This is a genomic window from Streptomyces sp. CB02261 (assembly GCF_001905665.1).
In the GTDB taxonomy this organism is placed as follows: Bacteria; Actinomycetota; Actinomycetes; order Streptomycetales; family Streptomycetaceae; genus Streptomyces.
Window position 1 is genome coordinate 128,136 of the sequence record NZ_LIVX01000006.1, and the last position, 22,248, is coordinate 150,383.

At 74.6% G+C, this 22,248-nt stretch carries 16 protein-coding genes; 13 read left to right on the plus strand and 3 right to left on the minus strand.

All coding sequences use genetic code 11. From position 1 onward, the window contains the following. Nucleotides 1–232 precede the first annotated feature (232 nt). From AMK29_RS20900 to AMK29_RS20915, 4 genes are all read left to right on the plus strand, one after another. A complete protein-coding gene (locus AMK29_RS20900) occupies nucleotides 233–1,945 on the plus strand; it encodes a diacylglycerol kinase family protein (protein ID WP_073815113.1) in 1,713 nt (570 codons plus the stop codon). Beyond that, nucleotides 1,911–2,888, plus strand: a complete 978-nt coding sequence (locus AMK29_RS20905) for a YihY/virulence factor BrkB family protein (protein ID WP_073815116.1) — start codon at nucleotides 1,911–1,913, stop codon at nucleotides 2,886–2,888. The genes AMK29_RS20900 and AMK29_RS20905 overlap by 35 nt, the downstream gene beginning before the upstream one ends. A 48-nt stretch (nucleotides 2,889–2,936) precedes the next feature. After that, a complete protein-coding gene (locus AMK29_RS20910; protein ID WP_107422656.1) occupies nucleotides 2,937–3,743 on the plus strand; it encodes a phosphatase PAP2 family protein in 807 nt (268 codons plus the stop codon). Nucleotides 3,744–3,862: 119 nt separating this feature from the next. Beyond that, nucleotides 3,863–4,330 (plus strand): hypothetical protein, encoded by a 468-nt coding sequence (locus AMK29_RS20915; RefSeq protein ID WP_073815118.1) that lies wholly within the window; start codon nucleotides 3,863–3,865, stop codon nucleotides 4,328–4,330. A gap of 73 nt (nucleotides 4,331–4,403) precedes the next feature. On the opposite strand, the gene AMK29_RS20920 is transcribed toward AMK29_RS20915, so the two are convergent. Then, a complete protein-coding gene (locus tag AMK29_RS20920) occupies nucleotides 4,404–5,201 on the minus strand; it encodes a VOC family protein (protein ID WP_073815121.1) in 798 nt (265 codons plus the stop codon). Between the two features lie 432 nt (nucleotides 5,202–5,633). Between AMK29_RS20920 and AMK29_RS36520 the strand changes: the two genes are divergently transcribed. The 9 genes from AMK29_RS36520 (at nucleotide 5,634) to AMK29_RS20970 (ending at nucleotide 16,430) form a co-directional block, all read left to right on the plus strand. After that, a complete protein-coding gene (locus AMK29_RS36520; RefSeq protein WP_073815123.1) occupies nucleotides 5,634–6,161 on the plus strand; it encodes a hypothetical protein in 528 nt (175 codons plus the stop codon). A gap of 416 nt (nucleotides 6,162–6,577) precedes the next feature. Then, nucleotides 6,578–8,734: a hypothetical protein gene (locus tag AMK29_RS20930; protein WP_073815126.1), complete on the plus strand. Its 2,157-nt coding sequence runs from the start codon at nucleotides 6,578–6,580 to the stop codon at nucleotides 8,732–8,734. Between the two features lie 84 nt (nucleotides 8,735–8,818). Then, the gene (pelF, locus tag AMK29_RS20935) at nucleotides 8,819–10,330 is read left to right on the plus strand and encodes a GT4 family glycosyltransferase PelF (protein WP_073815128.1); all 1,512 of its coding nucleotides are present in this window, start codon (nucleotides 8,819–8,821) and stop codon (nucleotides 10,328–10,330) included. Next, the gene (locus AMK29_RS20940) at nucleotides 10,327–11,763 is read left to right on the plus strand and encodes a hypothetical protein (RefSeq protein WP_073815131.1); all 1,437 of its coding nucleotides are present in this window, start codon (nucleotides 10,327–10,329) and stop codon (nucleotides 11,761–11,763) included. The genes pelF and AMK29_RS20940 overlap by 4 nt, the downstream gene beginning before the upstream one ends. Nucleotides 11,764–11,974: 211 nt before the next feature. Next, entirely contained in the window at nucleotides 11,975–12,976 is a 1,002-nt protein-coding gene (locus AMK29_RS20945) for a GDP-mannose 4,6-dehydratase (protein ID WP_073815134.1), read from the plus strand. Between the two features lie 30 nt (nucleotides 12,977–13,006). Next, nucleotides 13,007–13,720, plus strand: coding sequence for a nucleotidyltransferase family protein (locus AMK29_RS20950; RefSeq protein ID WP_073815137.1), 714 nt, complete (start codon nucleotides 13,007–13,009; stop codon nucleotides 13,718–13,720). A gap of 6 nt (nucleotides 13,721–13,726) precedes the next feature. Then, complete coding sequence (locus AMK29_RS35865; protein WP_107422657.1) at nucleotides 13,727–14,788, plus strand: NAD-dependent epimerase/dehydratase family protein; 1,062 nt, start codon at nucleotides 13,727–13,729, stop codon at nucleotides 14,786–14,788. Continuing rightward, complete coding sequence (locus AMK29_RS20965; protein WP_073815813.1) at nucleotides 14,785–15,447, plus strand: spherulation-specific family 4 protein; 663 nt, start codon at nucleotides 14,785–14,787, stop codon at nucleotides 15,445–15,447. Before AMK29_RS35865 ends, AMK29_RS20965 begins: the two co-directional genes overlap by 4 nt. After that, nucleotides 15,444–16,430, plus strand: coding sequence for an endo alpha-1,4 polygalactosaminidase (locus AMK29_RS20970; protein ID WP_073815139.1), 987 nt, complete (start codon nucleotides 15,444–15,446; stop codon nucleotides 16,428–16,430). Before AMK29_RS20965 ends, AMK29_RS20970 begins: the two co-directional genes overlap by 4 nt. Nucleotides 16,431–16,474: 44 nt before the next feature. Here AMK29_RS20970 and AMK29_RS20975 read toward each other — a convergent pair whose 3' ends face one another. Both AMK29_RS20975 and AMK29_RS20980 read right to left on the minus strand, forming a co-directional pair. After that, nucleotides 16,475–18,259, minus strand: a complete 1,785-nt coding sequence (locus AMK29_RS20975) for a hypothetical protein (RefSeq protein WP_073815141.1) — start codon at nucleotides 18,257–18,259, stop codon at nucleotides 16,475–16,477. Further along, entirely contained in the window at nucleotides 18,256–22,245 is a 3,990-nt protein-coding gene (locus tag AMK29_RS20980) for a vWA domain-containing protein (RefSeq protein ID WP_073815143.1), read from the minus strand. The genes AMK29_RS20975 and AMK29_RS20980 overlap by 4 nt, the downstream gene beginning before the upstream one ends. Between the last annotated feature and the right edge of the window lie 3 nt (nucleotides 22,246–22,248).

Sequence of the window (22,248 nt, forward strand, 5' to 3'; positions counted from 1 at the left end):
GCAACCTTTCCCTGTGCCGTTCGCTCGCCGCCCCATCTGAGCACAGCGCAGCCCGGGCACTCCGAACGACTCGCGCGTGGAACACGGCCAAGGCCAGAACGTGATGGCGGCCCTGTTCGCAGGGCGGGCGGTCCGCGCCGCTCGACGGCCCAGCCCGTGCCCGGCCGGACGGCCGAGCGTGACGGTCAGGCCGGGGGCGCATGACCCGGGCCCGGCAGGTAACACGGCGGCAATGACGAACCCACTCGCGGCGGGGACCAGACCGGGCCGCCTGCTTCTGCTGCTGCCCGTGCAGACGGCTGTGGTCGCCGTGTTGGGGCTGCTGGTGACCGGGCCCCTCGCGCACCGCTGGCCGTTGTCGGCGGAGGAAGGCGTCAACCGCGCCGTCGCCGCCCGCCGTACCCCCTTCGGCACCGCGCTCACCGACAGGGCGTCCCTGCTGGCCGACACGCAGAGCGTGATCGCCCTGACCCTCATCTGTACGGCCGTCCTGCTCCTGATACCCCGTGTGCCGCGCTGGCGGGAGGCGACCTTCCTCGCCGTCTCGGTGGCCGCGCAGTCCACCGTCTTCCTGCTCGTCACCCTCGTCGTGAACCGCGAACGCCCTGACGTGCACCAGCTGGACCCGGCGCCGCCGACGTCCAGCTTTCCCTCCGGCCACGTCGGGGCCTCCGTCGCCCTCTTCGGGGGGCTCGCGGTCCTCGCGTCGCGGCGTCTGCGCGGTGTTCAGCGATACCTGGTGGTGGGACTGCTCCTCGCGGTCCCGCTGTTCGTGGCGTTCTCCCGCGTGTACCGAGGCATGCACCACCCCTCCGACGTGGTGGCAGGGCTGCTGAACGGCGCATGCACGCTGGCCCTCGTGGCGGCCGCTCTGCTGCCGCGCCCCCGTGAGGAGGCCGCACCGCCCGCTCCGGGCGCATCCGCCCTCAGCGCGCGGCGGGTCGTGGTGGTGCGCCACCCGCGCGCGTGCGACCACGGGACCGCCGATCGGGTACGGGGTCTGCTGCGCGACCACGGCTACACGGAGCAGCGGTGGACGGAGACGACACCCGAGGATCCGTCCGGTGCCCTGGCCTCGCGCCTCAGCGGGACGGACACCGATCTGGTCGTCGTCTGCGGCGGGGACGGCACCGTGCGCGCCTGCGTGGACGTGGTGGCCGGGACCGGGGTCCCCCTGGCGATCGTTCCCTGCGGTACCGGGAACCTCCTGGCCCGTAACCTGCGGTTGCCGACCGACCCCGTGGCCGCTCTGCGGGAGGCGCTCGGCGGGGAGGCCGTCGGGCTCGACGTGGGTCGGATACGGGGCGACGGGATCGCGCCGACCCGGTTCGCGGTCATGGCGGGGGCGGGGTTCGACGCCGCCATGGTCCGGGACGCCTCGGCGCGGTTGAAGGAGAGCCTGGGCTGGGCCGCGTACGTGGTCTCGGCCGTACGGCACCTGGGGGACGCCCGGATGCGGCTGACGATCCGGCTCGACGGGGGCGCCCCGCTGGAGCGGCGGGCCCGCATGGTCGTCATCGGCAACGTCGGGGCCCTCCAGGGCGGGCTGCCGCTCTTGCCGGATGCCCGGCCCGACAGCGGGCGGCTGGATGTCGTGCTGCTCGACCCGCGCGGGGTGACCGGGTGGCTCGCCGCCGCCGGATACCTCGCCTCGCGGGTACCGGGCGGGCGTCGGCCGAGCGCACCCGGTACGGGGGAACGGTCGCTCGCGCACGGCGCGCTGGAGTACTTCGGCGCGACGCGGATCGACCTCCGCTTCGCGCGGCCCCAGCCGCGCGAGCTCGACGGCGACGTCTACCCCGCGGGCGTACGGCTGATCGCGGAGGTCGAACCGGGGGCGCTGCGGGTGTGCCTGCCGGCGCCGGCCCGTGCGGGCGCTCCCACCGGGGCCGGAGAGGAAGGAGGGGTCCATGGGCACCGCGACGCGCGTACCGCAGCGCAGTGAGGTCGAGGCCGTGGAGGCCGAGCTGCGTCTGCAGGGGGACACCCTCTCGGGCGAGGAGGCCTGGGCCGCGCTCCGCCACTACGGGGGCTGGGCCCTCGTACGGGACTCCTTCGTACGCTTCCGCTACGCCGACGGGTTCAGTCACTCCCGGGCCCTCGCCCTGCAGACGGTCCTGGCGATCGTCCCGCTGGCCATCGCCGTCATCGGGCTGTCGGGAGCGCTGCACACCGAGGACATCGGGCGGATCGCCGAGCTGACGATCCGCCGGATCAGCGGTCCGAGTCAGGACGTGGTGGACGACGCCCTGCGCGAGAGCCGCCGGCACGCCGGGGACGGCGGTACCGCGGCTCTCTGGCTCGGCCTGCTGTTCTCCGTCGCCAACGTCACCACGGCCATGTGCCAGGTCGAGCGCGGCGCGAACCGCATATACGGCGTGGAGCGCGACCGGCCGTTTCTCCACAAGTACGTTCGTGGTCTGGTGATGGCGGTGCTGGCCGGTGTCCCCCTCGGGCTGAGCTTCTGCGTCACCGTTCTCGGCTCCGACCTGAACCGGGCCCTGATCGAGGTCTACGACCTGGGTCCGGCCACGTCCCGCGCGTGGGACCTGCTGCGCTGGCCCGTGGGGATCCTGCTGGCGGTGATCGCCACCAGCGCCGTCTTCCGCCGCTCGCCGCGGCGCGCCCAACCGGGTTACACCTGGCTCGCGTTCGGTGCCACCGTCCATCTGCTGCTGTGGCTGGGGGCGACGGGGGCGCTGAGCCTGTACGTCGGTTCCGGAGGTTCGTTCACCAGTATGTACGGGCCGCTGAGCGCGTTCGTGGCGCTGCTGCTGTGGTCGTACCTCACCTCGCTCTCGCTGTTCCTGGGCCTTTCCTTCGCCGCCCAGCTGGAGGCCGTACGGGCAGGGGTGACGGCACCGGTCACCGAGGACCCCGGAGTCTGAGCCGGCAACACCTCCCGGCTTCCCGAACGGAAAGGAACCGTACCGACCATGCCTGAGCGTTCCCCCCGTCCCTGGCGGCACCGTCTCGGACGGCTCGTGACCGGCCACGGCGGGCCCGACACGCGGTTCGGCGCGCGGTTGGTGGCGGGCACGGCCCTCACCGCCGTGGCGGCCGTGCCGTTCTCCCTCGCACTGGTGCTGGTGGAGTCGCACTGGGCCCCCTTGCACCGTCTCGACCAGGACGTGGCCGAGCGGCTGCACCGTTCGGCGCTCGGCAGCCCCGCCTGGGTGCGGGTGCTCGACTTCCTCACGCACGTCGCGTGGGGGCCGCTGACCATGCGGCTCCTGGTGGCCGGGGTGGTGGTGTGGCTCCTGTGGCGGCGGGCGTACCGTCTCGCCGCTTGGGCGGCCGTCACCGCGACCGCGGGCGGGCTGGTGGGACTGTTGGTCAAGAACGTGGTCGAGCGTGCCCGGCCGCATCTGCCGGATCCCGTCGCCGACGCGCCCGGCTTCTCCTTTCCCTCCGGGCACGCCATGACGGCCACCACCTCCTGCGCCGTACTGCTGTTGGTCCTGCTCCCCCTGGTCCCCCGTGCCTGGCGGCCCCTGCCGTGGGTCCTGGCGGTGGTCGCGGTGCTCGGTGTGAGCTACACGCGGGTCGCGCTCGGGGTCCACTGGGTGAGTGACGTGGTCGGAGGCTGCCTGCTGGGACTCGCGGTGGTGACCGCGACCACGCTGGCCTTCGAGGCGTGGCGCGGCGACATCGGCCGCTCCCGTACCAGCCCCGCCGAGGGCCTGGAGCCGGAGATCATGTCGGACACCCCGGAGCCGGTGGGGCGGCCCGGCTCGCGGTGACGCGGGGGGCGCTGGTGCCGTCGGTGCCGTCGGTGCCGTCGGCATCTTGGCGTCTCCGTATCAGAACTGTGGGCTCCGTCCTAGCCCTTGAGGTCGTTCACTGATGAGGTCGGCGGGTGATGATCCTCGCCCTCCTCATCGTCGCGGCCCTCGTATGCTTCGGGCTCGCCGGATACGGCTTCGGCCGGCTCGGGCAGATCGGGGTACGCCGGGCCGACCGGCAGACCCGGCTGCGGTGCGCGGCCGCGCTGGCGGGCGCGGCTGCCGTGGCCGTCTACGCGTGGGGCCTGCTGAACCTCGGACTGGCGGTGCTCACCACGGACGACAGCGGCACCGATGCCTTCCCGGTCCGGCCCTGCCGGACGGCGGACGCGCCGGAAGCGGCGGCGGACGTCGTGGGCCAGCGTGTCGAGTACCTGCCGCCCCGGTACGTCTGCCTGCGCCACGGCGGCGGGAACTACGTGACCGACGTCGTACCCGGCTTCGTAGGTCCAGGCGCTGCAGGCCTCGCGGCGACCGCGGCCGTCTGCGTCCTCCTCGCCGGTACGACACCGCCGACCTCGGGCCGAACGCCCCTCACGCGGTGACCCGGCTCGGCAGCCCGGCCGCGGTCATCAGCGGCCTCCCGGGGGAGCTGAATGAACTGGCTCCGAGGACCGCTCAGTCCTGCTCCCCCGCGAGGAGTACGAAGTCGGCGTTCGACGGGTCCAGGCAGACGGCGAGGCGGCCGACGCCTTCCACGTCCTCCGGGCCCATCTGTACGGTGCCGCCGTGCTCGACCACCTTGGCTGCCGCCGCGTCGCAGTCGGTGACGGCGAAGACGGGGTGCCAGTACGGACGGCCGCCGGTGAGGGTGAGGTCCTTCTCGGCCATCCCCATCAGGCCGCCGTGCATGCGGTCCTCGGGGAGTCCGGCCGGGGTGATGACGCTGTACGTACCTCCGCCACCGGGCATGTCCATGTCGCTGTACCACCAGCCGAGGACTCCGCCGTAGAACTCCTTCGCGGCCGCGGCGTCCGTCGTGTACAGCTCGGTCCAGGACAGCGAGCCCGGCTCGTCCACCAGGTCGACGCCCTTGTTCGTGCCCGGCTGCCAGACGGCGAACTGGCCACCCAGCGGGTCGGTGTACTGGGCCATCCGGCCCCATTCGTCGAGTTCCATGGGCGCGACGCGGACCGTGCCGCCCGCCTGCTCCACGGCCCGCGTCGTGGCGTCCGCGTCGGTGACGCTGTAATAGATCATCCAGGCGGAACGGGCGCCCTCCTCGGTGAGCTTCCCCAGCCCGCCGACGATCTTCCCGTCCTTCTTGAACATCCCGCCTTCCATGTCCTCGCTCTCGCCCATGGACTCGTACTCCCACCCGAGCACGGCGCCGTAGAAGTCGGCGGCGGCCGGGACGTCGGGGGCGCCGAGGTCGAGCCAGCAGGGGGAGCCGGGTACGTAGTCGGTGGTGATCATGGCTGTGGCCTTTCGCAGTTCAGGTACGTCTCAGCCTTGCACCGGAGACCGCCCCTCGCCCGTCGGCCGTGGCGGGGACGCCCGGGAGCCGGCGGGGCCGAGCGCCGACAGCGGGACGCGGTGCCGGGCGACGGAACTCGGCCTCGTGGCCGGGAGTCGGCGGCACGGACGGCGTTCGGCCGGTTCCCGGTGAGCCGTGGTCTGATGCGTACGCGCCAATAGCTCGGCCGCGCTCCGGGAGTCCGCCCGGTGCCGGTCCGGGCAACCCGCTCACCCGCCGCACCTGCCTCAGCGTGCACGGATGCACACCCACGGCTACCGTCACACTTCCCCCGCATCGCCTTCACGGGACACACATTTTCGGCCGTCGGTCGGTTCGGGCCTTCCCTCCGAGGCAGACGCCCGACCGACCCGGTACCTAGCCTCCCGGCCATGCGATCACAGTCAACGAGACGCCTGGGTCTCACCGCCGTCCTGGCCCTGCTCCTCACGCTCTTCGGCCTGGCCCCGTCCGCGAGTGCCGCCGACCCGGCCCCCGCCCAGCTGACGTTCACCACCGACGCCGCGACCACCACCCCCGGCGGCACGGTGAACCTGTCGATGACGCTGACGAACAACCGGACCTACGACGTCTGGTTCGTCTACCAGACGATCGACCCCACCTGGCTGACCACCCAGCGCCCGGACCTGAAGTACACGTTCGCCGGCTGCTCCCTCACCGGCCCCGGCAGCAGCACCCCCTGCTCCGGCACCGGCCCCGCCAACCTCGGCGCCAACTACGGAGCCACCATCCCGCCCGGCCAGAGCCGGACGGTGACCCTGACGCTCCAGATCGCCCCGGACTCCGGCTGCAACGGGAACATCGGCTTCTACTCGTACTTCTACGCCGAGTTCAGCGACAGCGCGAGCGTCAGCGGCGGCCCGGTCTACACGCCGGAGACCCGCGTCCTCTGCTCCTGACGGGCGAGCGCCGGACGGAGCACGGCCGGAAACCGGCCCCGGGCCCGTCCGCCGACCGGTCTGAACCAATGACACTTCCCTGACACCTCCACCGGCGGGCTCACGAGTCCGCCGGTGGACCTCGTCCCCCTTCCACCTGCGCGTCACCCCTGTGACACGCGGGGCGGGACGGCGGCGGGAGGGAACCGGGAAGACCCGCCGGGCTGCTCTTCGCGCCGGGACGAACGGTCCCGCGCGCCCGCGTTTTTCCGTCACCTTTCGCGGCGGCGCCACAGAAGCTCCACGGATACCCCACCATTTGACGCGACGGATGCGTGGACGACCGGCCTTCGAGGGGGATGCCGGCGTCGCACGAGGGGGTGCGTCCGCTCCTCGGAGCTGTACTCACCCCTGCTCCGGGAGGGACACATCACCGCATGAAGCGGATACTGGGCACCACCCCGCTGACCACGGGGCTCACCACGGGCGCGCTTCTCGCCGCCCTCGTCCTGCCGGGCACGGCGGCCCGCGCCGACGACGCGGCTCCACGCGTCGACCTGCGGGTGCTCGTCGTGACCGACGGCGGCCCCGCCACCGATGCCATCGCGGCCGAACTGGACGCCGCGGGAACGCCGTACACGGAGATCGACCTGACCCGGGCGGACCGGCCGGTGATCGACGCCGGGTACCTCGCGGACACCGTCGACGGCCGGAACCGGGCCAAGTTCCAGGCCGTCGTCCTGCCGAACGACAACCCGTTCCCCGTCAACTCCCCGGAGATGACGGCGCTCGCGCAGTACGAGCGGACCTTCGACATCCCGCAGGTCGACGCGTACACCTACGCCCGGCCCGAAGCGGGTCTCCAGTACCCGATCTACGGCGGCTACTCCGGGAGCGTCGACGGAACCCTGGCCCAGGTGACCTCCGCCGGCCGCTCGGGGCCGTTCGGCTATCTGGACGGAGCTGTTCCGTTCGAGGACAACTCAGCCTCCGTAGGCGAGAGTTACGCGTATCTCTCGACCCCGGCGGCGGGCGCGGACTTCACCCCGTACGTCGACGCCGCGATACCCGGGACGACCAAGCGCGGGTCCCTCGTAGGCGAGTACCGCCACGACGGGCGACGCGAACTGGTCGTCACCTTCGTCTACAACCAGTACCAGCAGCAGTTCCGCCTGCTGGCCCGGGGCATCGTCGCGTGGATGACCGGCGGGGTGCACCTCGGTGCCTCCCGGAACTACTTCGCCGTCCACGTCGACGACGTACTCGCGGCGGACGACCGCTGGAACTCCACGCTCAACTGCACGCCCGGCGACGTGGACTGCACCGACCCCCACGCCACGCCCGACCCCATCCGCATGACGTCCGCGGACGTGGACCACGCCGTCGCCTGGCAGGACACCCGCGGTTTCACCCTCGACCTCGCCTACAACGCGGCGGGCAGCGTCGACTTCCGCGAGGACAACAACGGCGCCGACCCGCTCGCGGACCGGCTCGTCGCCACCCGCGACGAGTTCCGCTGGATCAACCACACCTACACGCACGCCTTCCTCGGCTGCGAGCAGGACACCACCGTGGTCCCCTGGCGCTGCGCCACCCTCCCGGACGGCTCCGTCAAGTGGGTCTCCCGGCAGGCCGTCTCCGACGAGATCGCCCTCAACCGCGTGTGGGGACAGACGGCGGGACTGCCGCTGGCCGACGACGAACTCGTCACCGGTGAGCACTCCGGGCTGCGCGTCCTGCCCCAGCAGTCCGCCGACAACCCCCACCTGGGTCCGGCCCTCGCCGACAACGGCATCACCTGGCTGGCCTCGGACAACTCCCGCGAGCCCGGTCAGCGGCAGGTCGGTCCGGCCACGACGGTCCCCCGCTACCCCATGAACGTCTTCTACAACGCGGGACGGGCGGCCGAACAGGTCGACGAGTACAACTGGATCTACACCAGCCGCGCCCAGGGCGGCAGCGGGATCTGCGAGGACAACCCGGCCACCACGACGTGCCTGCCGGCCCCGCTCGACCCCGCCACCGGCTACGCGCAGCACATCGTGCCCCTGGAGCGGCAGATCGCCCTCGGTCACGTCCTCGCCAACGACCCGAAGCCGCACTTCATCCACCAGTCCAACCTGGCCGAGGACCGCATCGCCTACCCGGTCCTGGACGGCGTGCTCGACGGCTACGACGCCCTCTTCGCCGCGAACACCCCCGTGGTCAACCTCCGGATGAAGGCCATCGGTCAGGAGCTCCGGCAGCGGGCCGCGTGGCGCGCGGCCGTCCAGGGCGGCCTGATCACGGCGTACCGCGTCGGCGGGACCGTGACGATCGAGGGTCCGGGCGGACTGGCGGTCCCCGCGACCGCGCCCGAGGGAACCCTGCGGGCCGGCTCCGCCTTCGGCGAGTCGTACGCGGGCGTGCGGTCCGGCTGGACGTCCCTCACGGGCGCCGCGCTGACCCTGGCCCTGCCCTCCGCCGCCGTCCCTGCCACCGGCACGGGCGGCTCCGCCCCGGCCCCGGTCTCGGCCCCGGCCCCGGCCCCGGCCCCGGCAGCCCGTGTGCCCGGGGGCGTGGCCGACGCGGTCCCGCCCGGTTCGGGCGGCTGACCCCCGTACCGGCAGCGAGGTCCCGGCCGTCCAGCGACGGCCGGGACCGGCACCACCCCCACCACGGCCGCGGAGCACACATCGATGCACGTTCACCACGGCGCGCGGCGCCACGGCGCCCCGCGCGTCACCCTCCTGACCGAAGGCACCTACCCGCACAGCCACGGTGGTGTGAGCGTCTGGTGCGACCAGCTCGTCACCGGCATGCCGGACATCGACTTCGACGTCGTCGCCGTGACCGGCACCGGGCGGGAGCCGCTCGCCTGGGATCTGCCGGCCCATGTTTCCAGCGTCCTCTCCGTGCCCATGTGGGGTCCCGCACCGGTCGGTCGCCCGCCGCGCGGCAGATCCGGCCGACGGCTCGCCGAGGCGTACGAGACGTTCCTGACGGCGCTGCTCGACCCGGCCGCCGAGGGCGGTTTCGCTCCCGGCCTGCACGCGCTCGCGCGGGCCGCGGGGGACGGTCTGCTGGGACCGTTCCTGCGCGACGACACGGCGATCGCGGTACTCACCGCCGTGTGGCGGCGGCCGGGACTCGCCGTGCGTGAGGCGCGGCCGACCCTGCACGACGCGCTCACCGCGACGGCCCTGCTCGAACACGCCCTGCGTCCCCTGTCGGCGCCGCCGCCGGAGCACGGGGTCGCTCACGCGGTCAGCGGCGGGGTGGCCGTCCTGCCGGGCCTCGCGGCCCTCGAACGGCACGGCGTGCCGCTCCTGTTGACCGAGCACGGGGTGTACCTGCGCGAGCGGTACCTCGGCTACCGCACGGCTCCGTACCGCTGGCCGGTCAAGGCGGTGATCCTGGGCTTCTTCCGGCTCCTCGCGGAGGAGAGCTACCGCCGGGCCGCACTGATCACGCCGGGCAACCGCTACAACCGCCTGTGGGAGGAGCAGGGCGGCGCCGATCCGGCGTCGATCCGCACGGTCTACAACGGCGTCGACCCCGATGCCTTCCCGCACGCCGGGCCCGAACCGGAGGCCCTCACGCTCAGCTGGGCCGGCCGGGTGGACCCGATCAAGGACCTGGAGACGCTGATACGTGCCTTCGCACTGGTCAGGGAACGGCTGCCCGACGTCCGATTACGTCTCTTCGGGGGCACGCCCCGGGGCGGCGAGGCGTACCGGGACCGCTGCGAGGCCCTGGCGGCCGAGCTCGGAGCGGGCGGCGCGGTGACCTTCGAGGGGCGCGTCGACGACATCAAGGACGCCTACGCGGCCGGCAACGTCGTCATGCTGTCCAGCATCAGCGAGGGGTTCCCGTTCACCCTGATCGAGGCGATGTCGTGCGGGCGGGCGACCGTCTCCACCGACGTCGGGGGCGTACGGGAGGCCGTGGGCGACACCGGTCTGGTGGTGCCGCCGCGCGATCCGTCCGCGATGGCCGCCGCCGCGCTCGCCCTGCTCGGCGACCCCGGACGGCGCCGGGCGATGGGGGCGGCGGCCCGGCTGCGGGTGATCGAGCAGTTCACGCTCCGGCAGACCATCGACACCTTCCGCGCCATCTACCACGAACTGGCCTCGGGCGTGGGGCAGTCGCAGGTCCGAATCGTGCTGCCCGCCCCGGCGGTCAGCGGCACGGGAAGCCTCACCGGATGAGCGGCCCGATGTCCCTCGAACCCGGCGGGGCGGAGCAGGACACGCTCGCGATCCGGCTGGCCGCGCCGCGCCCCCGGCGTCGGTTCTCGGACGACCCCACCCTCATGATCCGGCGGCCGGCGGGCGCTTTCGCGCAGAGGTTCCCGCGGTCGCGTACGGCGCCCGACGAGGAGGCGGTCAGCGCGCTCGCCGCCGAGCTCGCCGAGAGTGTCGGCGCGGCCGTCCACCCGTACGAGGTGGCCGCACTCCTGGAGGCGGACGGTCTCTCCGCCGCCCTCATCAAGGAGCGGTACGGGTACCCCGACCTGTTCTCCCTGGCGGCGGCGCTGTACGAGCGCGTGCCCCGGGCGTTCCCCGAACCCGCCGCGCCCGCTGACCCCTGGCGGCCCGACACGGTGCGCTGCCTGCTGCGCGGCCTGCTGTTCGCTCTGCCGGCCCTGGCCTATCTGCTCACCGCCCCGCTGTGGCGGATCGACCGGCACGCCCCCGTCCTGATCGTGGCGGGTGTCGTCTCCTGGGCCTGGGGGCAGGGGCTGGGCCACCGTGCGCACCTGCGGCTCGTGACGGGCCGCCGGGAGGCGACACGCACCCTGTTGGCCGGCTCGGTGCTCGGGGCCGCCCTGGCCACGGGCCTCGCCGCGGTCCCCGCCGGTGGCGGCCCGGTCACCGCGGTGGCCGCGGCCCAGTCCCTCTATCTGGGGGCGGCGGGCATCCTCCTGGTGCTCGGCCGGGAGCGGCTGCTGCTCGCCGCGCTCAGCCCGCTGATCGCCGGCGCGGCGGTCCTGCCCTGGTGGGAACCCGGCGCTCAGCTGCGGCTCGCCCTGCCACTGCTCGCGCTGTGCGCCACTGTGGCCGCCGCGGCGCGGGCGCTGGGAGCGGGATTCGCCGTACCGGCCGCCGGTGGTCCGCGGCCGCGCGTGGCGCAGTCCGTGCCGTACGGCCTGTTCGGGCTGGCCGCGGCGGTGCTCGTGATGCTGGAGGGTCGACAGGACCCGTACGCGGTCATCGCGCTGACGCTGAGCATGGGCCCGGCCGAGTGGCTGCTCTACCGCTACCGGGGCTGGTCGGTCGCCGCGCTGCGGGCCAGCGCGACGCCCCGGGCGTTCCGGTTCCGCTCGGCCGGCGTCCTCGCGCTCTGCCTCTCCGGCTACCTGCTGCTCCTGCTTCCCCCGGCGCTCCTCACCGACTCCGACCCGGTCGCGCTGCTGGCCCTGGCGGCGGCGCTGTGGACGGCCCTCCTCCTCCAGGCCTTCGGTGTGGCCTGGCCGCCGGCCGCGATCTGTCTCACGGCGGCGGGCGCCGTGAGTGCGGTCGCCCTGGCGGCCCCCTCTCCAGCGCCCCCGCCGCTGCTGCCCGCCGTCCTCGGCGTGGCGGCGGTCTGTCTCGCGGCCTGTGCCGTCGCCGTCCTCGGCCGGCCGTCACCGCACGTCTGACCGGCCCGCTTGCCCGACGGGCCGCCGGCGCACGGCCGCCCCGTCGCCGTGACGCGGCGGGCCCTCGGCGCCACCGTCCGACCACCCGAACGTCCGCCGCCTCGATGCCGACCGCTTGATCGTCCGCCCCACTCGACGTCCACCGCCTCACCGCTTGACCCCCGTACCGCCGCACCGCCACACCGACACACCGACGAAAGGAACCAGAGAGTTGACCTCCGCACCGCTCGCCGCCGTCACCGGAGCAGAAGGCTTCATCGGCTCGCACCTCACGGAGGCGCTCGTCGCCTCCGGCCACCGGGTCAGGGCCATGGCCCAGTACAACTCGTTCTCCTCCTACGGGTGGCTGGAGACCCTCTCCCCCGACGTCCTCGACCATGTGGAGATCGTCCTCGGCGACGTCCGCGACCCCGGCTCCGTCCGTGGCCTGCTGGAGGGCGCCGACTGCGCCTACCACCTCGCCGCGCTCATCGCGATCCCGTACTCGTACCAGGCGCCGCACAGCTATGTGGACACCAACGTCACCGGCACCCTCAACGTCCTCGAAGCGGTCCGCGCGCTGGGGACGCCCCGGCTCGTCCACACCTCGACCAGCGAGACGTACGGCACCGCGCAGACCGTGCCGATCACCGAGGACCACCCCATCAACACCCAGTCGCCGTATGCCGCTTCGAAGGCGGGCGGCGACCGGCTCGCCGACAGCTACCACGCCAGCTTCGGCACCCCCGTGGTGACCCTGCGGCCCTTCAACACCTTCGGCCCCCGGCAGTCCATGCGGGCCGTCATCCCCACCGTGATCGGCCAGGTCGCGGCCGGGGAGCGCACCCTCACCCTCGGCGACCTGCGACCGACCCGGGACTTCACCTTCGTCGAGGACACCGCGCAGGCCTTCCTCGCCGTGGGAACGGCCCCGGCCGAGCAGGTCGTGGGCCGCACCTTCAACGCGGGGACGGGCGGCGAGATCTCCGTCGGCGACCTGGTCGCACTCATCGGGAAGGTCATGGACGCCCCGCTCGACGTCCGCGAGGACCCCGATCGGCTGCGGCCCGCCAACTCCGAGGTGATGCGCCTCGTCGCCGACGCGTCCCGGCTGACCGCCGCGACGGGCTGGCGCCCCGGCCACTCCCTGGAGGAGGGCCTCGCACGGACCGCCGAGTGGTTCGTCGACCCCGCCCATCTGTCCCGCTACAAGACCGGCATCTACAACATCTGACCCATCGGCACGTACCGCAGGAGGTTTGCCATGCACGCTGTGATCCTGGCCGGTGGTAAGGGCGTCCGGCTCCGGCCGTACACCACCGCCCTGCCCAAGCCGCTCGTCCCCATCGGCGACCAGCACGCCATCCTGGAGATCGTGCTGCGCCAGCTGGCCACCGCCGGCTTCACCCACTGCACCCTCGCCATCGGCCACCTCGGCGAGATCATCCGCGCCTACGTCGGCGACGGCTCGCAGTGGGGCATGTCCATCGACTACGCCACGGAGGAGAGCCCGCTCGGCACCATGGGCCCGCTGCTCAACCTCCGCGACCGGCTGCCGGAGCACTTCCTGGTCATGAACGGCGACGTGCTCACCGACCTCGACTACGCCGACGTGCTGCGCCGGCACGAGCTGTCGGCCGCACCCCTGACGATCGCGACCTACGCGCGCAAGGTGCACATCGACTTCGGCGTGCTCACCACGGACGCCAGCCGGGTGGTCGCCTTCACCGAGAAGCCCAGCATCGACTACCGGGTCTCCATGGGCGTCTACGGCGTCTCGCGGAGCACGCTCGACGCCTATACGCCCGGCCTTCCGCTCGGCTTCGACGAGCTGGTGCTCGACCTGCTCGCGGCCGAGACACCGCCGCACGCCTACGAGTTCGAGGGCTACTGGCTGGACATCGGCCGTCCTGACGACTACGACCGGGCCAACGCGGAGTTCACCAGCCGCAAGTCCCTGCTGCTCAAGGGAGCCTGAGTACCGATGCGGATCCTCGTCCTCGGCGCCGGCGGATACCTGGGCGGCCACGTCACCGAGCGGCTGCGCGCGCTGCCGGGCACGCGGGTGCTCGTCGGCGGCCGTTCCCCGGCGGCCGACGTCACCCTCGACCTCGCCTCCGACCGCCCGAACGTCCTGGCCGGGGTACTCGCGCGCGCCAGGCCGGATGCCGTCGTCAACTGCGCGGGCGCGACCGGCGGCGACGCCGTCACCCTCGCGGAGGTGAACGCGCGCGGGCCCGCCGCGCTGTGCGCGGCGCTCCGCGAGGCCGCTCCCACGGCCCGCCTGGTCCATCTTGGCTCGGCCGCCGAATACGGACCCGGCACACCCGGCCTGCGGGTGACGGAGACGGAGGCGTGCCTCCCGGCCGGGCCGTACGGCGCCACCAAGCTGGCGGGCACGGTGGCGGTGACGGCGTCGGGCCTGGACGCGGTCGTGCTGAGGGTGGGGAATCCGGTGGGCGCCGGGGCGCCGCCCACCGGCCTGCCCGGCCGGGTCGCCGCGCTGCTCGCGGAGGCCGAGGACGAGGCCGCGGGCGCTTTCGCGTCGGGGGGCGGGGCTGGACCACCCTGGGCCGGTCCGGGCGCGGGGACTGGCGGCGGTCCGGACGGCAGATCTGGCGGCGGACCGGGCGGCAGTCCGGGCGGCGACCCAGACGGCAGTCCGGGCGGCGGACCGGGCGCGGGGCCCGAGCTGCGGCTCGGGGATCTGTCCGCGTACCGCGACTTCGTGGACGTCCGTGATGTGGCGCGCGCGGTGGAGCTCGCGGTCACGGCCTCGGCGGCGCTGCCGCCCGTACTGAACGTGGGCGGAGGGCAAGCCGTACCCGTACGGGAGTTGGTACGCGGGCTCGCGGACGCGGCCGGGTTCCGCGGCCGGATCGTCGAGGCGGACGGCAGCGGATCGGAGCGGTCCGCGCAGGTGTCGTGGCAGTGCTCCGACATCGGCGCGGCCCGCCTCGCCCTCGGGTGGCGGCCGTCGTACTCCCTCGACGCCTCGTTGGAGGCCCTGTGGGCGGCGCGCCCCGTCCGGGTGGCGGCGCCGTGAGTCTGCTGATCCCGCTCTACGTCCATCCGGCCGAAGACCCGGACGCGTGGCGCCGGCTGATCGCCGGCGCGGCGCACACGTACGCCGTGGTGATCAACCCGGCCAGCGGACCGGGCGACGCTCCGGATCCGGCGTTCGCCGCGGCCGCCCGCGCTCTGCGGGCGGCGGGGGCCCGGCTGCTCGGCTACGTGGACACGGACTACGGCATGCGCGACCCGGATCGGATCGCGGCCGAAGCACTGCGGCACCGGGAGTGGTACGCGGTGGACGGCTGCTTCCTCGACCGGACGACGGCGGGGAGGGACGGGCTGCCGGAATGCCGACGGCTGGTGCGCGCGCTGCGCAGGGCGGGGGCCTCCACCGTGGTCCTCAACCCGGGGGTGCATCCCGCCCCCGGGTACGCCCGCCTCGCCGATGTGACGGTCACCTTCGAGGGCCACTGGTCGACGTACGTCTCGACGTTCAGCCGACCGTCGTGGTCGACCCGGCTGGCACCCGAACGGTTCTGCCATCTGGTGTACGGGGTGCCGGGTCCGCTCGTGCGGCTCGCCGTGCGCACCGCGCGCGAGCGGGGCGCGGGGGTGTGCGGGCCGGTGACGGGAGAACCGCCCAACCCCTGGTCCGTGCTGACCCCGGCACTGGCGGAGGCCGAGCGGTGAGGCGGCGCCGTCGGGCGTACCCCGCGGCCGCGCTGCTCCTGCCGATCCTCCTCGCCGCGTGCACCTCCGCCCCGGACCGGCGGGCCGACGGGCCGGCTCCCGGCGCGACCGGGCCCACGACCCCGCCCTCGGCCGGACCGGCCCGTACGCCCGACGCCACCACCGGACCGACCGCCGGGCCGACCGTCTCAGGGCCGACCGGCGCCGGGCCGACCTCCGAGGGGCCGGGGGCAAGGCCGACCACCGCCCGGCCGACCGGCGCCGCGACCGGCACCCCGGCCGGCCGGCGGTGGCAGCCGCGGCCGGGTCTGGCCTGGCAGTGGCAGCTCGACGGCACGGTGGACCCGTCCGTCGACGTCCCCGTCTACGACATCGACGGCTTCGAGAACAGCGCCGCCACCGTGGCGCGGCTCCACCGGGACGGCCGCAAGGTGATCTGCTACATCAACGTCGGTGCCTGGGAGGACTACCGCCCCGACCGGGACTCCTTTCCCCGTTCCCTCCTCGGCGGACCCAACGGCTGGCACGGTGAACGCTGGCTGGACATCCGCCGCGTCGACCTCCTGCGCCCCCTGATGGAACGCCGCTTCGACATGTGCCGGGACAAGGGGTTCGACGCGGTGGAACCCGACCTGATGGAGGGATACGCGGCCGACACGGGCTTTCCGCTGACGGCCGACGACCAACTCCGGTACAACCGGATGATCGCCGCCATCGCGCACGAACGCGGTCTGGCCGTGGGCCTCAAGAACGACCTCGGCCAGATCCCCGAACTGGTGCGGCACTTCGACTTCGCGGTCAACGAGGAGTGCGCGCAGTTCGACGAGTGCGCCCTGCTCGAACCGTTCGTCGCGGCGGGGAAGGCGGTCTTCCACGTGGAGTACGAGGAGCCCAAGGCCTCCTTCTGTCCGCACTCCCGTGCCCTGCGGCTGTCGTCGATGCGGAAGGGGTTGGAGCTGGGCGTCTGGCGCAGCCCCTGCTGAACCTCCTGCCGTTGTCGACCCGGACGGCACCTTCGACCGGGCCCCTATTCCGTCGGTTCCCAGGCTGCCGCGCACAGGGAGTCGGCCACGGCGGCCGTGTAGCGGGCGGATGCGAGCCAGTGGGTGGCGAAGCCGTCGGTGTCGGCGGGGAGGAGGCGCCCGAAGAGGTCGCGATCGCGTTGGGCCGCCGACGCGCACAGGGCGGTGAGGAGTGCGGCGGCCGTGGGGAGTCCCGCTCGGCGGATGCGGCGGGTCTCGGCGGTGACGTCGCCGAGCATGCCGAGCGCGGCGCGGCCGGCCAGCACCGTCTGTTCGACCCGGCGCTCCAGGAGGTACAGGGGCGCGCCGGACCCGTCGGGCTGTGGCGGGGCGGGGTGCACGGAGGCGGTCGGGTCCGGGAGGTCGGCGCGGCGCAGGCGGTCGAAGCCCAGGTCGATCGTGCCCTCGCCGGTGGGGTGCGAACAGGCGAGGAGGGTGAGCCGGGGGTGAGGGGCGGGCACCATGCGGCCGATGATCCTCAGCCGTGTCCCCGGCGCCGTGGCCAGCAGCATCAGGTTGTCGCGGTGGGCCAGCGCGGGGTCGTCGTCGACGACGGTGAGGCGGACGGAGATGCCTCCGTCGCACAGCGCGAGCAGGCAGGTGCCGCCCGGCTCCCTCACGGCGCCGAGGAGTTCGACGTCCAGGAAGAGCAGGTCGCTGCCGCCGCCGTCCGGGTCCGCGTAGCGGAAGGTGGACCGCAGGGCGCGGGCGGCCTGTTCGGACGGCGGTGTCTCCCACAGGGCGGCGAGGGGCGGCTCCGTCCACGCCGCGCCCTTGGCGGTGACGGCCTTGACGCCCTTCCCCGCGCCCAGTCTGCCGTCCGGCGAGACCGTCGCGCCCGAGACCGCGAGACCGGCCCGGCCCAGCTCCCGGTGGGTCAGCGCGCTGTCTCCGAGACGTACGGCGCGGTCGGCCACGCCCAGCGCGCGCCCGACGCCGCCCGGTGCGACGTCGCCGACCGTGCAGAGGCGGCCGTCGGGTCCGGCGACCCAGGTGCGGACGCCGCCGTGTCCCGAGTCGGTGACCACGGGTTCGGTGAACAGGCCGTACAGGCGCAGTGAGCCGTCCGGGCTGTAGGGGCGGCGCGCGCGGCCCCGTACGGCGGCCAGCTCCGCGCCGGAGGCCGTGCCCACTCGGTGTGCCGTGCCCAGGAGTTCGGCCAGGGCCGTGACGAGGTCGGCGGTGCGGTAGGACGGGTCGCCTGCGCGGGCCGCGCGCAGCAGGGTGACGACAGACAGCGCGGCGCCCGCGGCGCGCGGTAGCTGCCGGAGCCGGGCGGTGTGGGCGGCGCGGAGAAGGGCCGACTGGGTGACGGCGCCGGCGCCGTCGACGCCGGACTCCAGCACGGCGGCGCCCGCCGACCACAGGGCGTCGGCCGCGGCGCGCTGGGCCGGGCTCGCCACCTCGGGTGAGGAGGCGGATTCGTCGGGGGTGGCGTCCGAAGGGCAGGCCGGTTCGGGGACCGCCGGGGTGGGCTGGTCGGCGGGTTCCGGTGGGGGGTCCGCCGTGGGGGCGGCGCAGGCGGCGGCCGCGCGGTGGACGCATGCCGGGGCCAGGAGGCAGCCGCAGGTGATGGCGTCCGCCGTGGTCACCGCGCCGCCCGGGGCGTGCAGGCGCAACTCGGTCTCGTCGTCGACGTCGATCGTCACCGTGTCACCGTCGCGATGCGTCGGGCGGGCGCCGAGCTTGGTGACCGCCGCGTCCAGCCGCTTGCGCAGCCGGGGTGAGAGGTCCTCCACCAACGTGGCCGTGACATCCGGCGCGACGGGTGGCAACTGGGCGGCGGTCATGCGGTCTTCTCCCCTATCCAGCGGGCCAGTTCGAGTGGGCTGAGGGCCGCCACGGGCATTCCGGCGGCCACGAGCTGCCCGGCGACGCCCGTCGAGTAGCGGGGCCGGCCGGCGTCGTCGAGACTCGCGCACCCGAGGACGTGGCAGCCGGTGGACACCAGGGACCGCACCTCCGCCAGCAGTCCGCCGAGCGGCGCGCCCTCCTCGAAGTCGCTGATGACGACGACGAGGGTGCGGGCGGGCACGGTGATCAGGCTGCGGGCGTGCCGCAGCCCGGCGGCGATGTGCGTGCCGCCGCCCACACTCACCTCCAGGAGGAGGGAGAGGGGATCGTGCACATGGCCGGTGAGGTCGACGACCTGCGTGGAGAAGGCCAGGAAGTGGGTGCTGAGGGTCGGCACCCCGGCGAGTACGGAGGCGGTCAGCGCGGACCAGATCGTCGACGCCTCCATGGAGCCTGAGACGTCGGTGACCAGGATCAGGCGCCAGTCGGCCGACCGGCGGGCGCGGCTGCGGAACACCGGTTTCTCGGGGATGACCTGGACCGCTCCGTCGGCCGTCCTGCGGGCGGTGGCCAGGTTGGCGCGCAGCGTGCGCGGCAGGTCCAGGCGCCCGCCGGGGCGGCGGGTCGGCCGGGCCAGCATGGTGCCGGTGAGGGCGGGCCGCAGCCGGGTGGCGAGCTGCCGGGTCAGTTCGTCGACCAGGCGGCGGACCAGGGGCCGGAGCGCGGCGAGGCGCGCTTCGGGGAGACCGCCGGCGTACCGGAGGACCGTCCGGAGCAGTTCGACGGAGGGGGTGGCGGCGGCCGGGTCGATCTCGGCGAGGACGTCCTGCCGGCCGGTCGCGGCCGCGGCGGCGAGGACCTCCTCGCGGACGCCGGGGCCGAACAGCGCGGCCAGTTCCTCGGACCACTCGCGGACACCGGGGAACGACGGTTCCCGGCCGCCGCGCGGTCCGGAGCCGGGCAGGCCGCCGCGGGACCCCTCGCCGCGTCCCGCGCCGTAGAGCTCGTCGAGGGCGGTCGCCAGGCGTCCGGCACCGGACGGCAGTTGATCGGGCCGCCTGCCGAGCACGAGCCGCCACCGGTCGGCGGGCGCGAGGGTCCGCGCGGGTGCGGCCTCGGCGGAGGGCGCGGTGGCCGGTGGGCCGGTGGGGCGGGTCGCGGCGGGGTGGCCGGACGATGATGGGAGCAGGTCGTCGTGCGGGGGTGCCGGGACGGGCAGGCCGAGGGCGGTCAGGAGCTCGCGGGCCGCGAGGTCGGCGGCCGTACGGCGGGCCAGGTCGACCGGGTCGTCCGCGTCGAGCGTGCCCACCCGTTCGCCCAGCCTCTCCTCGACGGTGGCCAGCAGCCGGTCCCGGGCGGCCGGGCTGAGGGTGTCGAAGCCGCCGCGCAGGGCGGGCAGCCGGACCAGGAACGCGGTGTCGTCCAGCTCGACGACCCGGTGCAGCAACGGGTCGAGGGCGTCGACGCCGACGGTCAGGAGCGGGCCCGCCACGGTCAGGACGCCGGTGAGACGGGCGGTGAGCGCGGTTCGGGAGGTGCTGTCCACGGCTCCGTCCACCCAGGAGGCGACGCGTACCCCGAAGCTCTCGGCCTTTTCGTGGCCGGTGAGCACCCTGACCGCTCCGGCGGCCGCGGCGATCAGCGGGGTGCCGTCGGTGGCCAGCCGGGCGAGGGCGTCGGTGAGCCGGATGCCGCCCACCCGGTCGGCGCGCTGGGCCAGTTCGAGCAGCGCCCGGGCGTCCTCGGGATCCTCGGAGCCGGTGAGGCCGTCGACCTGGCGGACGGCAGCCGAGGTCAGGAGTTCGGCCGCGTGCGCGGTGCGGGCGGCAAGGGCGGAGGCGGTGGTGGCGGCGGTGGCGGTGGCGGTGGCATCCGGGGCTTTGGTGGCCGACGGCTCGTCGGATGCGGCGGCGGTGGCCTCGGGGGCGGAGAGGGCCGAGGGGTCGTCGGCTGCGGCCAGGCCCGGCAGGTGGCCGGCGTCGATGCGGTCCAGCAGGTCGAGCCCGGTGAGGAGTTCGGGAAGGGTGCCGCTGGCGGGGAGCACGGCCGCCAGTTCCGTCAGCCGTTCGTCGGCCGGGGCGGGGAGCCCGCACTCGGCGGCCTCCGTGAGGCCCCGGACGACCTGGGCTGCCGTCGGGCCGCCCTCCGCGCGCTCGGCCGCGTGCCGCTGGCGCAGCACGCCTTCGGCGGCCTGGGCCGGGGTGACGCCGCGGGCCCCGGCGGCGGTGAGCATCGCGGCCGTCGCCGGGGTCCACCGCACCTGCCAGCGTGTCGTGAGTCCCTCCGTGCCCGCCGCGCCGGTCACCCCCTGCTCCTGCGCGTACGGGATGCCGCACACCGTCAGCCTGCGCAGCAGCAGCTCGCGGCGCCGGTCCAGCGTGGAGCGGGCAGGGTCGAGCCGGAGGTCGCGCGGTGCCTTCTCGTGGGCGTCCTCCGGGCCGGGGAGGGAGAGCGCCGCCGCCTCGGCCTCGACTGCGGGGCCCAGTCCGCTGCGAGGAGTGGCGGGCGCGGGCCGTCCGGTGCGGGCTCCTACGAGTACACGTTCGAGGGCCTGGGCGACGGCGCGGCCCGTGCCGTAGGTCTCGCCGCGTCCGAGCACCGTCTGCACGGCCTCCAGGAGTTCGCCGCGGCCGGGGGCGGGCAGGTCGCGCAGGCGGGCCAGGTCGCCGGCGACCCGGACGACCTCCCGGCCGTCCGCCGGGCCGTAGGGGTGTCCCTGTTCGCGCAGGGCGGCGCAGACGCGGACCACGGTGCGGATCAGCGCCTCGTGCAGCGAGCCCGGATCCCCGGCGGCGTCCAGGACGGTGTGCTGCCACTCCGGATCCCTGATGCCGGCGGGGTAGCCGGACCGTGAGTCGAGCAGCGGGTACGTGTACGGGATCAGGGAGACGGTGCACGGTGGCGTCCCGGGAGCGCTGTTCCCGCGGTTGCCCGCGCCCGACGCGGGCGCGGCACCAGGATCGGACGCGGCACCCGGCACGGGCGCGTCACCCGGCGCAGGCGCGGCATCCCGCTCGTACGCGAGACCTGGCGCGGACACCGCGGCCGGAGAGGGCGCGGCGGTCTGCTCGGGCACTTCGTCCGGGCCGTACCCGGCGCCCGACGTCTCCAGCGCAGGGCTTCCGACGGCCCCCGCCGTGGACGGCAGCAGCGCCGGGGTGTGGAAGGCTCCCACCACCACGGCGGGTCGCCGCCCGCTCGCCAGGGCCTCGGCGACATGGGCGCGCATGCATGCCTCGCGCACCAGGTCCGTGCCGTCCACCCCGCCCCGCGCCTCGGCCTCGTACCGCAGCGCCCAGCCGGTGAGCAGGGCGGCACGGCGCAGCGCCTCGGGTGTCGAACCGGGGGCGGGGGCCTCCACCAGCCGGTCCCACAGGTCGTCCCCGTCTCGGCCGGTGAGCCGGGCCCGGAGCGCGGCGGACAGCCCGTGCCCCTCCCCCGGCACGGGTGCGGATGCGGCGCCGGGAGCGGGGACGGGGGTGTCCGGGCCACCCCGCGACCACGCCCGGTCGGCCAGCGGCAGATCGCAGGCCACGGCCGGGACCCCGTTCCGTGCTGCCCAGCGCAGGGCGACCAGTTCGGGCGAGAAGTCCGCGAACGGGTAGAAGGCGGGACCCCGTTCGGCTGCCGGGCCGGTCCCGGGACGCTCGGCGGGCACGGCGGCCAGCGCCACCGGGGCCTCGGTCTCCTCGTGGGCGAGCCAGTCCAGCCACGGCTGGAACTCGGCGGGCAGCTCGACGAGGAGGACGTCGGGGGCCGCCGCGTCCAGCAGCGCCGGAAGGACGGCCGCGAGCGAGGGCGCGTGGTGGCGCACCCCGATCAGGAACGGCAGCCCGGGTCCGGTCGCCGCGAGGGCCGCCACCGCTGCTTCCGGGGCGACGGGCCCGGCCGCCAGGCCCTGCGCCGGGGCGACGGCCGGCGCACCGGCGGTGGGTGACGTCTCGGCGGTGGACCGTGTCTCGGGAGTGGTCGACTGGCTCATCCG

What these genes read in the sequence shown, in the direction of transcription:
- AMK29_RS20900 (WP_073815113.1), top strand. Translation starts at nt 233, where the DNA reads ATGACGAACCCACTCGCGGCGGGGACCAGACCGGGCCGCCTGCTTCTG.
- AMK29_RS20905 (WP_073815116.1), top strand. Translation starts at nt 1,911, where the DNA reads ATGGGCACCGCGACGCGCGTACCGCAGCGCAGTGAGGTCGAGGCCGTG.
- AMK29_RS20910 (WP_107422656.1), top strand. Translation starts at nt 2,937, where the DNA reads ATGCCTGAGCGTTCCCCCCGTCCCTGGCGGCACCGTCTCGGACGGCTC.
- AMK29_RS20915 (WP_073815118.1), top strand. Translation starts at nt 3,863, where the DNA reads ATGATCCTCGCCCTCCTCATCGTCGCGGCCCTCGTATGCTTCGGGCTC.
- AMK29_RS20920 (WP_073815121.1), bottom strand. Translation starts at nt 5,201, where the DNA reads ATGATCACCACCGACTACGTACCCGGCTCCCCCTGCTGGCTCGACCTC.
- AMK29_RS36520 (WP_073815123.1), top strand. Translation starts at nt 5,634, where the DNA reads ATGCGATCACAGTCAACGAGACGCCTGGGTCTCACCGCCGTCCTGGCC.
- AMK29_RS20930 (WP_073815126.1), top strand. Translation starts at nt 6,578, where the DNA reads ATGAAGCGGATACTGGGCACCACCCCGCTGACCACGGGGCTCACCACG.
- pelF (WP_073815128.1), top strand. Translation starts at nt 8,819, where the DNA reads ATGCACGTTCACCACGGCGCGCGGCGCCACGGCGCCCCGCGCGTCACC.
- AMK29_RS20940 (WP_073815131.1), top strand. Translation starts at nt 10,327, where the DNA reads ATGAGCGGCCCGATGTCCCTCGAACCCGGCGGGGCGGAGCAGGACACG.
- AMK29_RS20950 (WP_073815137.1), top strand. Translation starts at nt 13,007, where the DNA reads ATGCACGCTGTGATCCTGGCCGGTGGTAAGGGCGTCCGGCTCCGGCCG.
- AMK29_RS35865 (WP_107422657.1), top strand. Translation starts at nt 13,727, where the DNA reads ATGCGGATCCTCGTCCTCGGCGCCGGCGGATACCTGGGCGGCCACGTC.
- AMK29_RS20975 (WP_073815141.1), bottom strand. Translation starts at nt 18,259, where the DNA reads ATGACCGCCGCCCAGTTGCCACCCGTCGCGCCGGATGTCACGGCCACG.
- AMK29_RS20980 (WP_073815143.1), bottom strand. Translation starts at nt 22,245, where the DNA reads ATGAGCCAGTCGACCACTCCCGAGACACGGTCCACCGCCGAGACGTCA.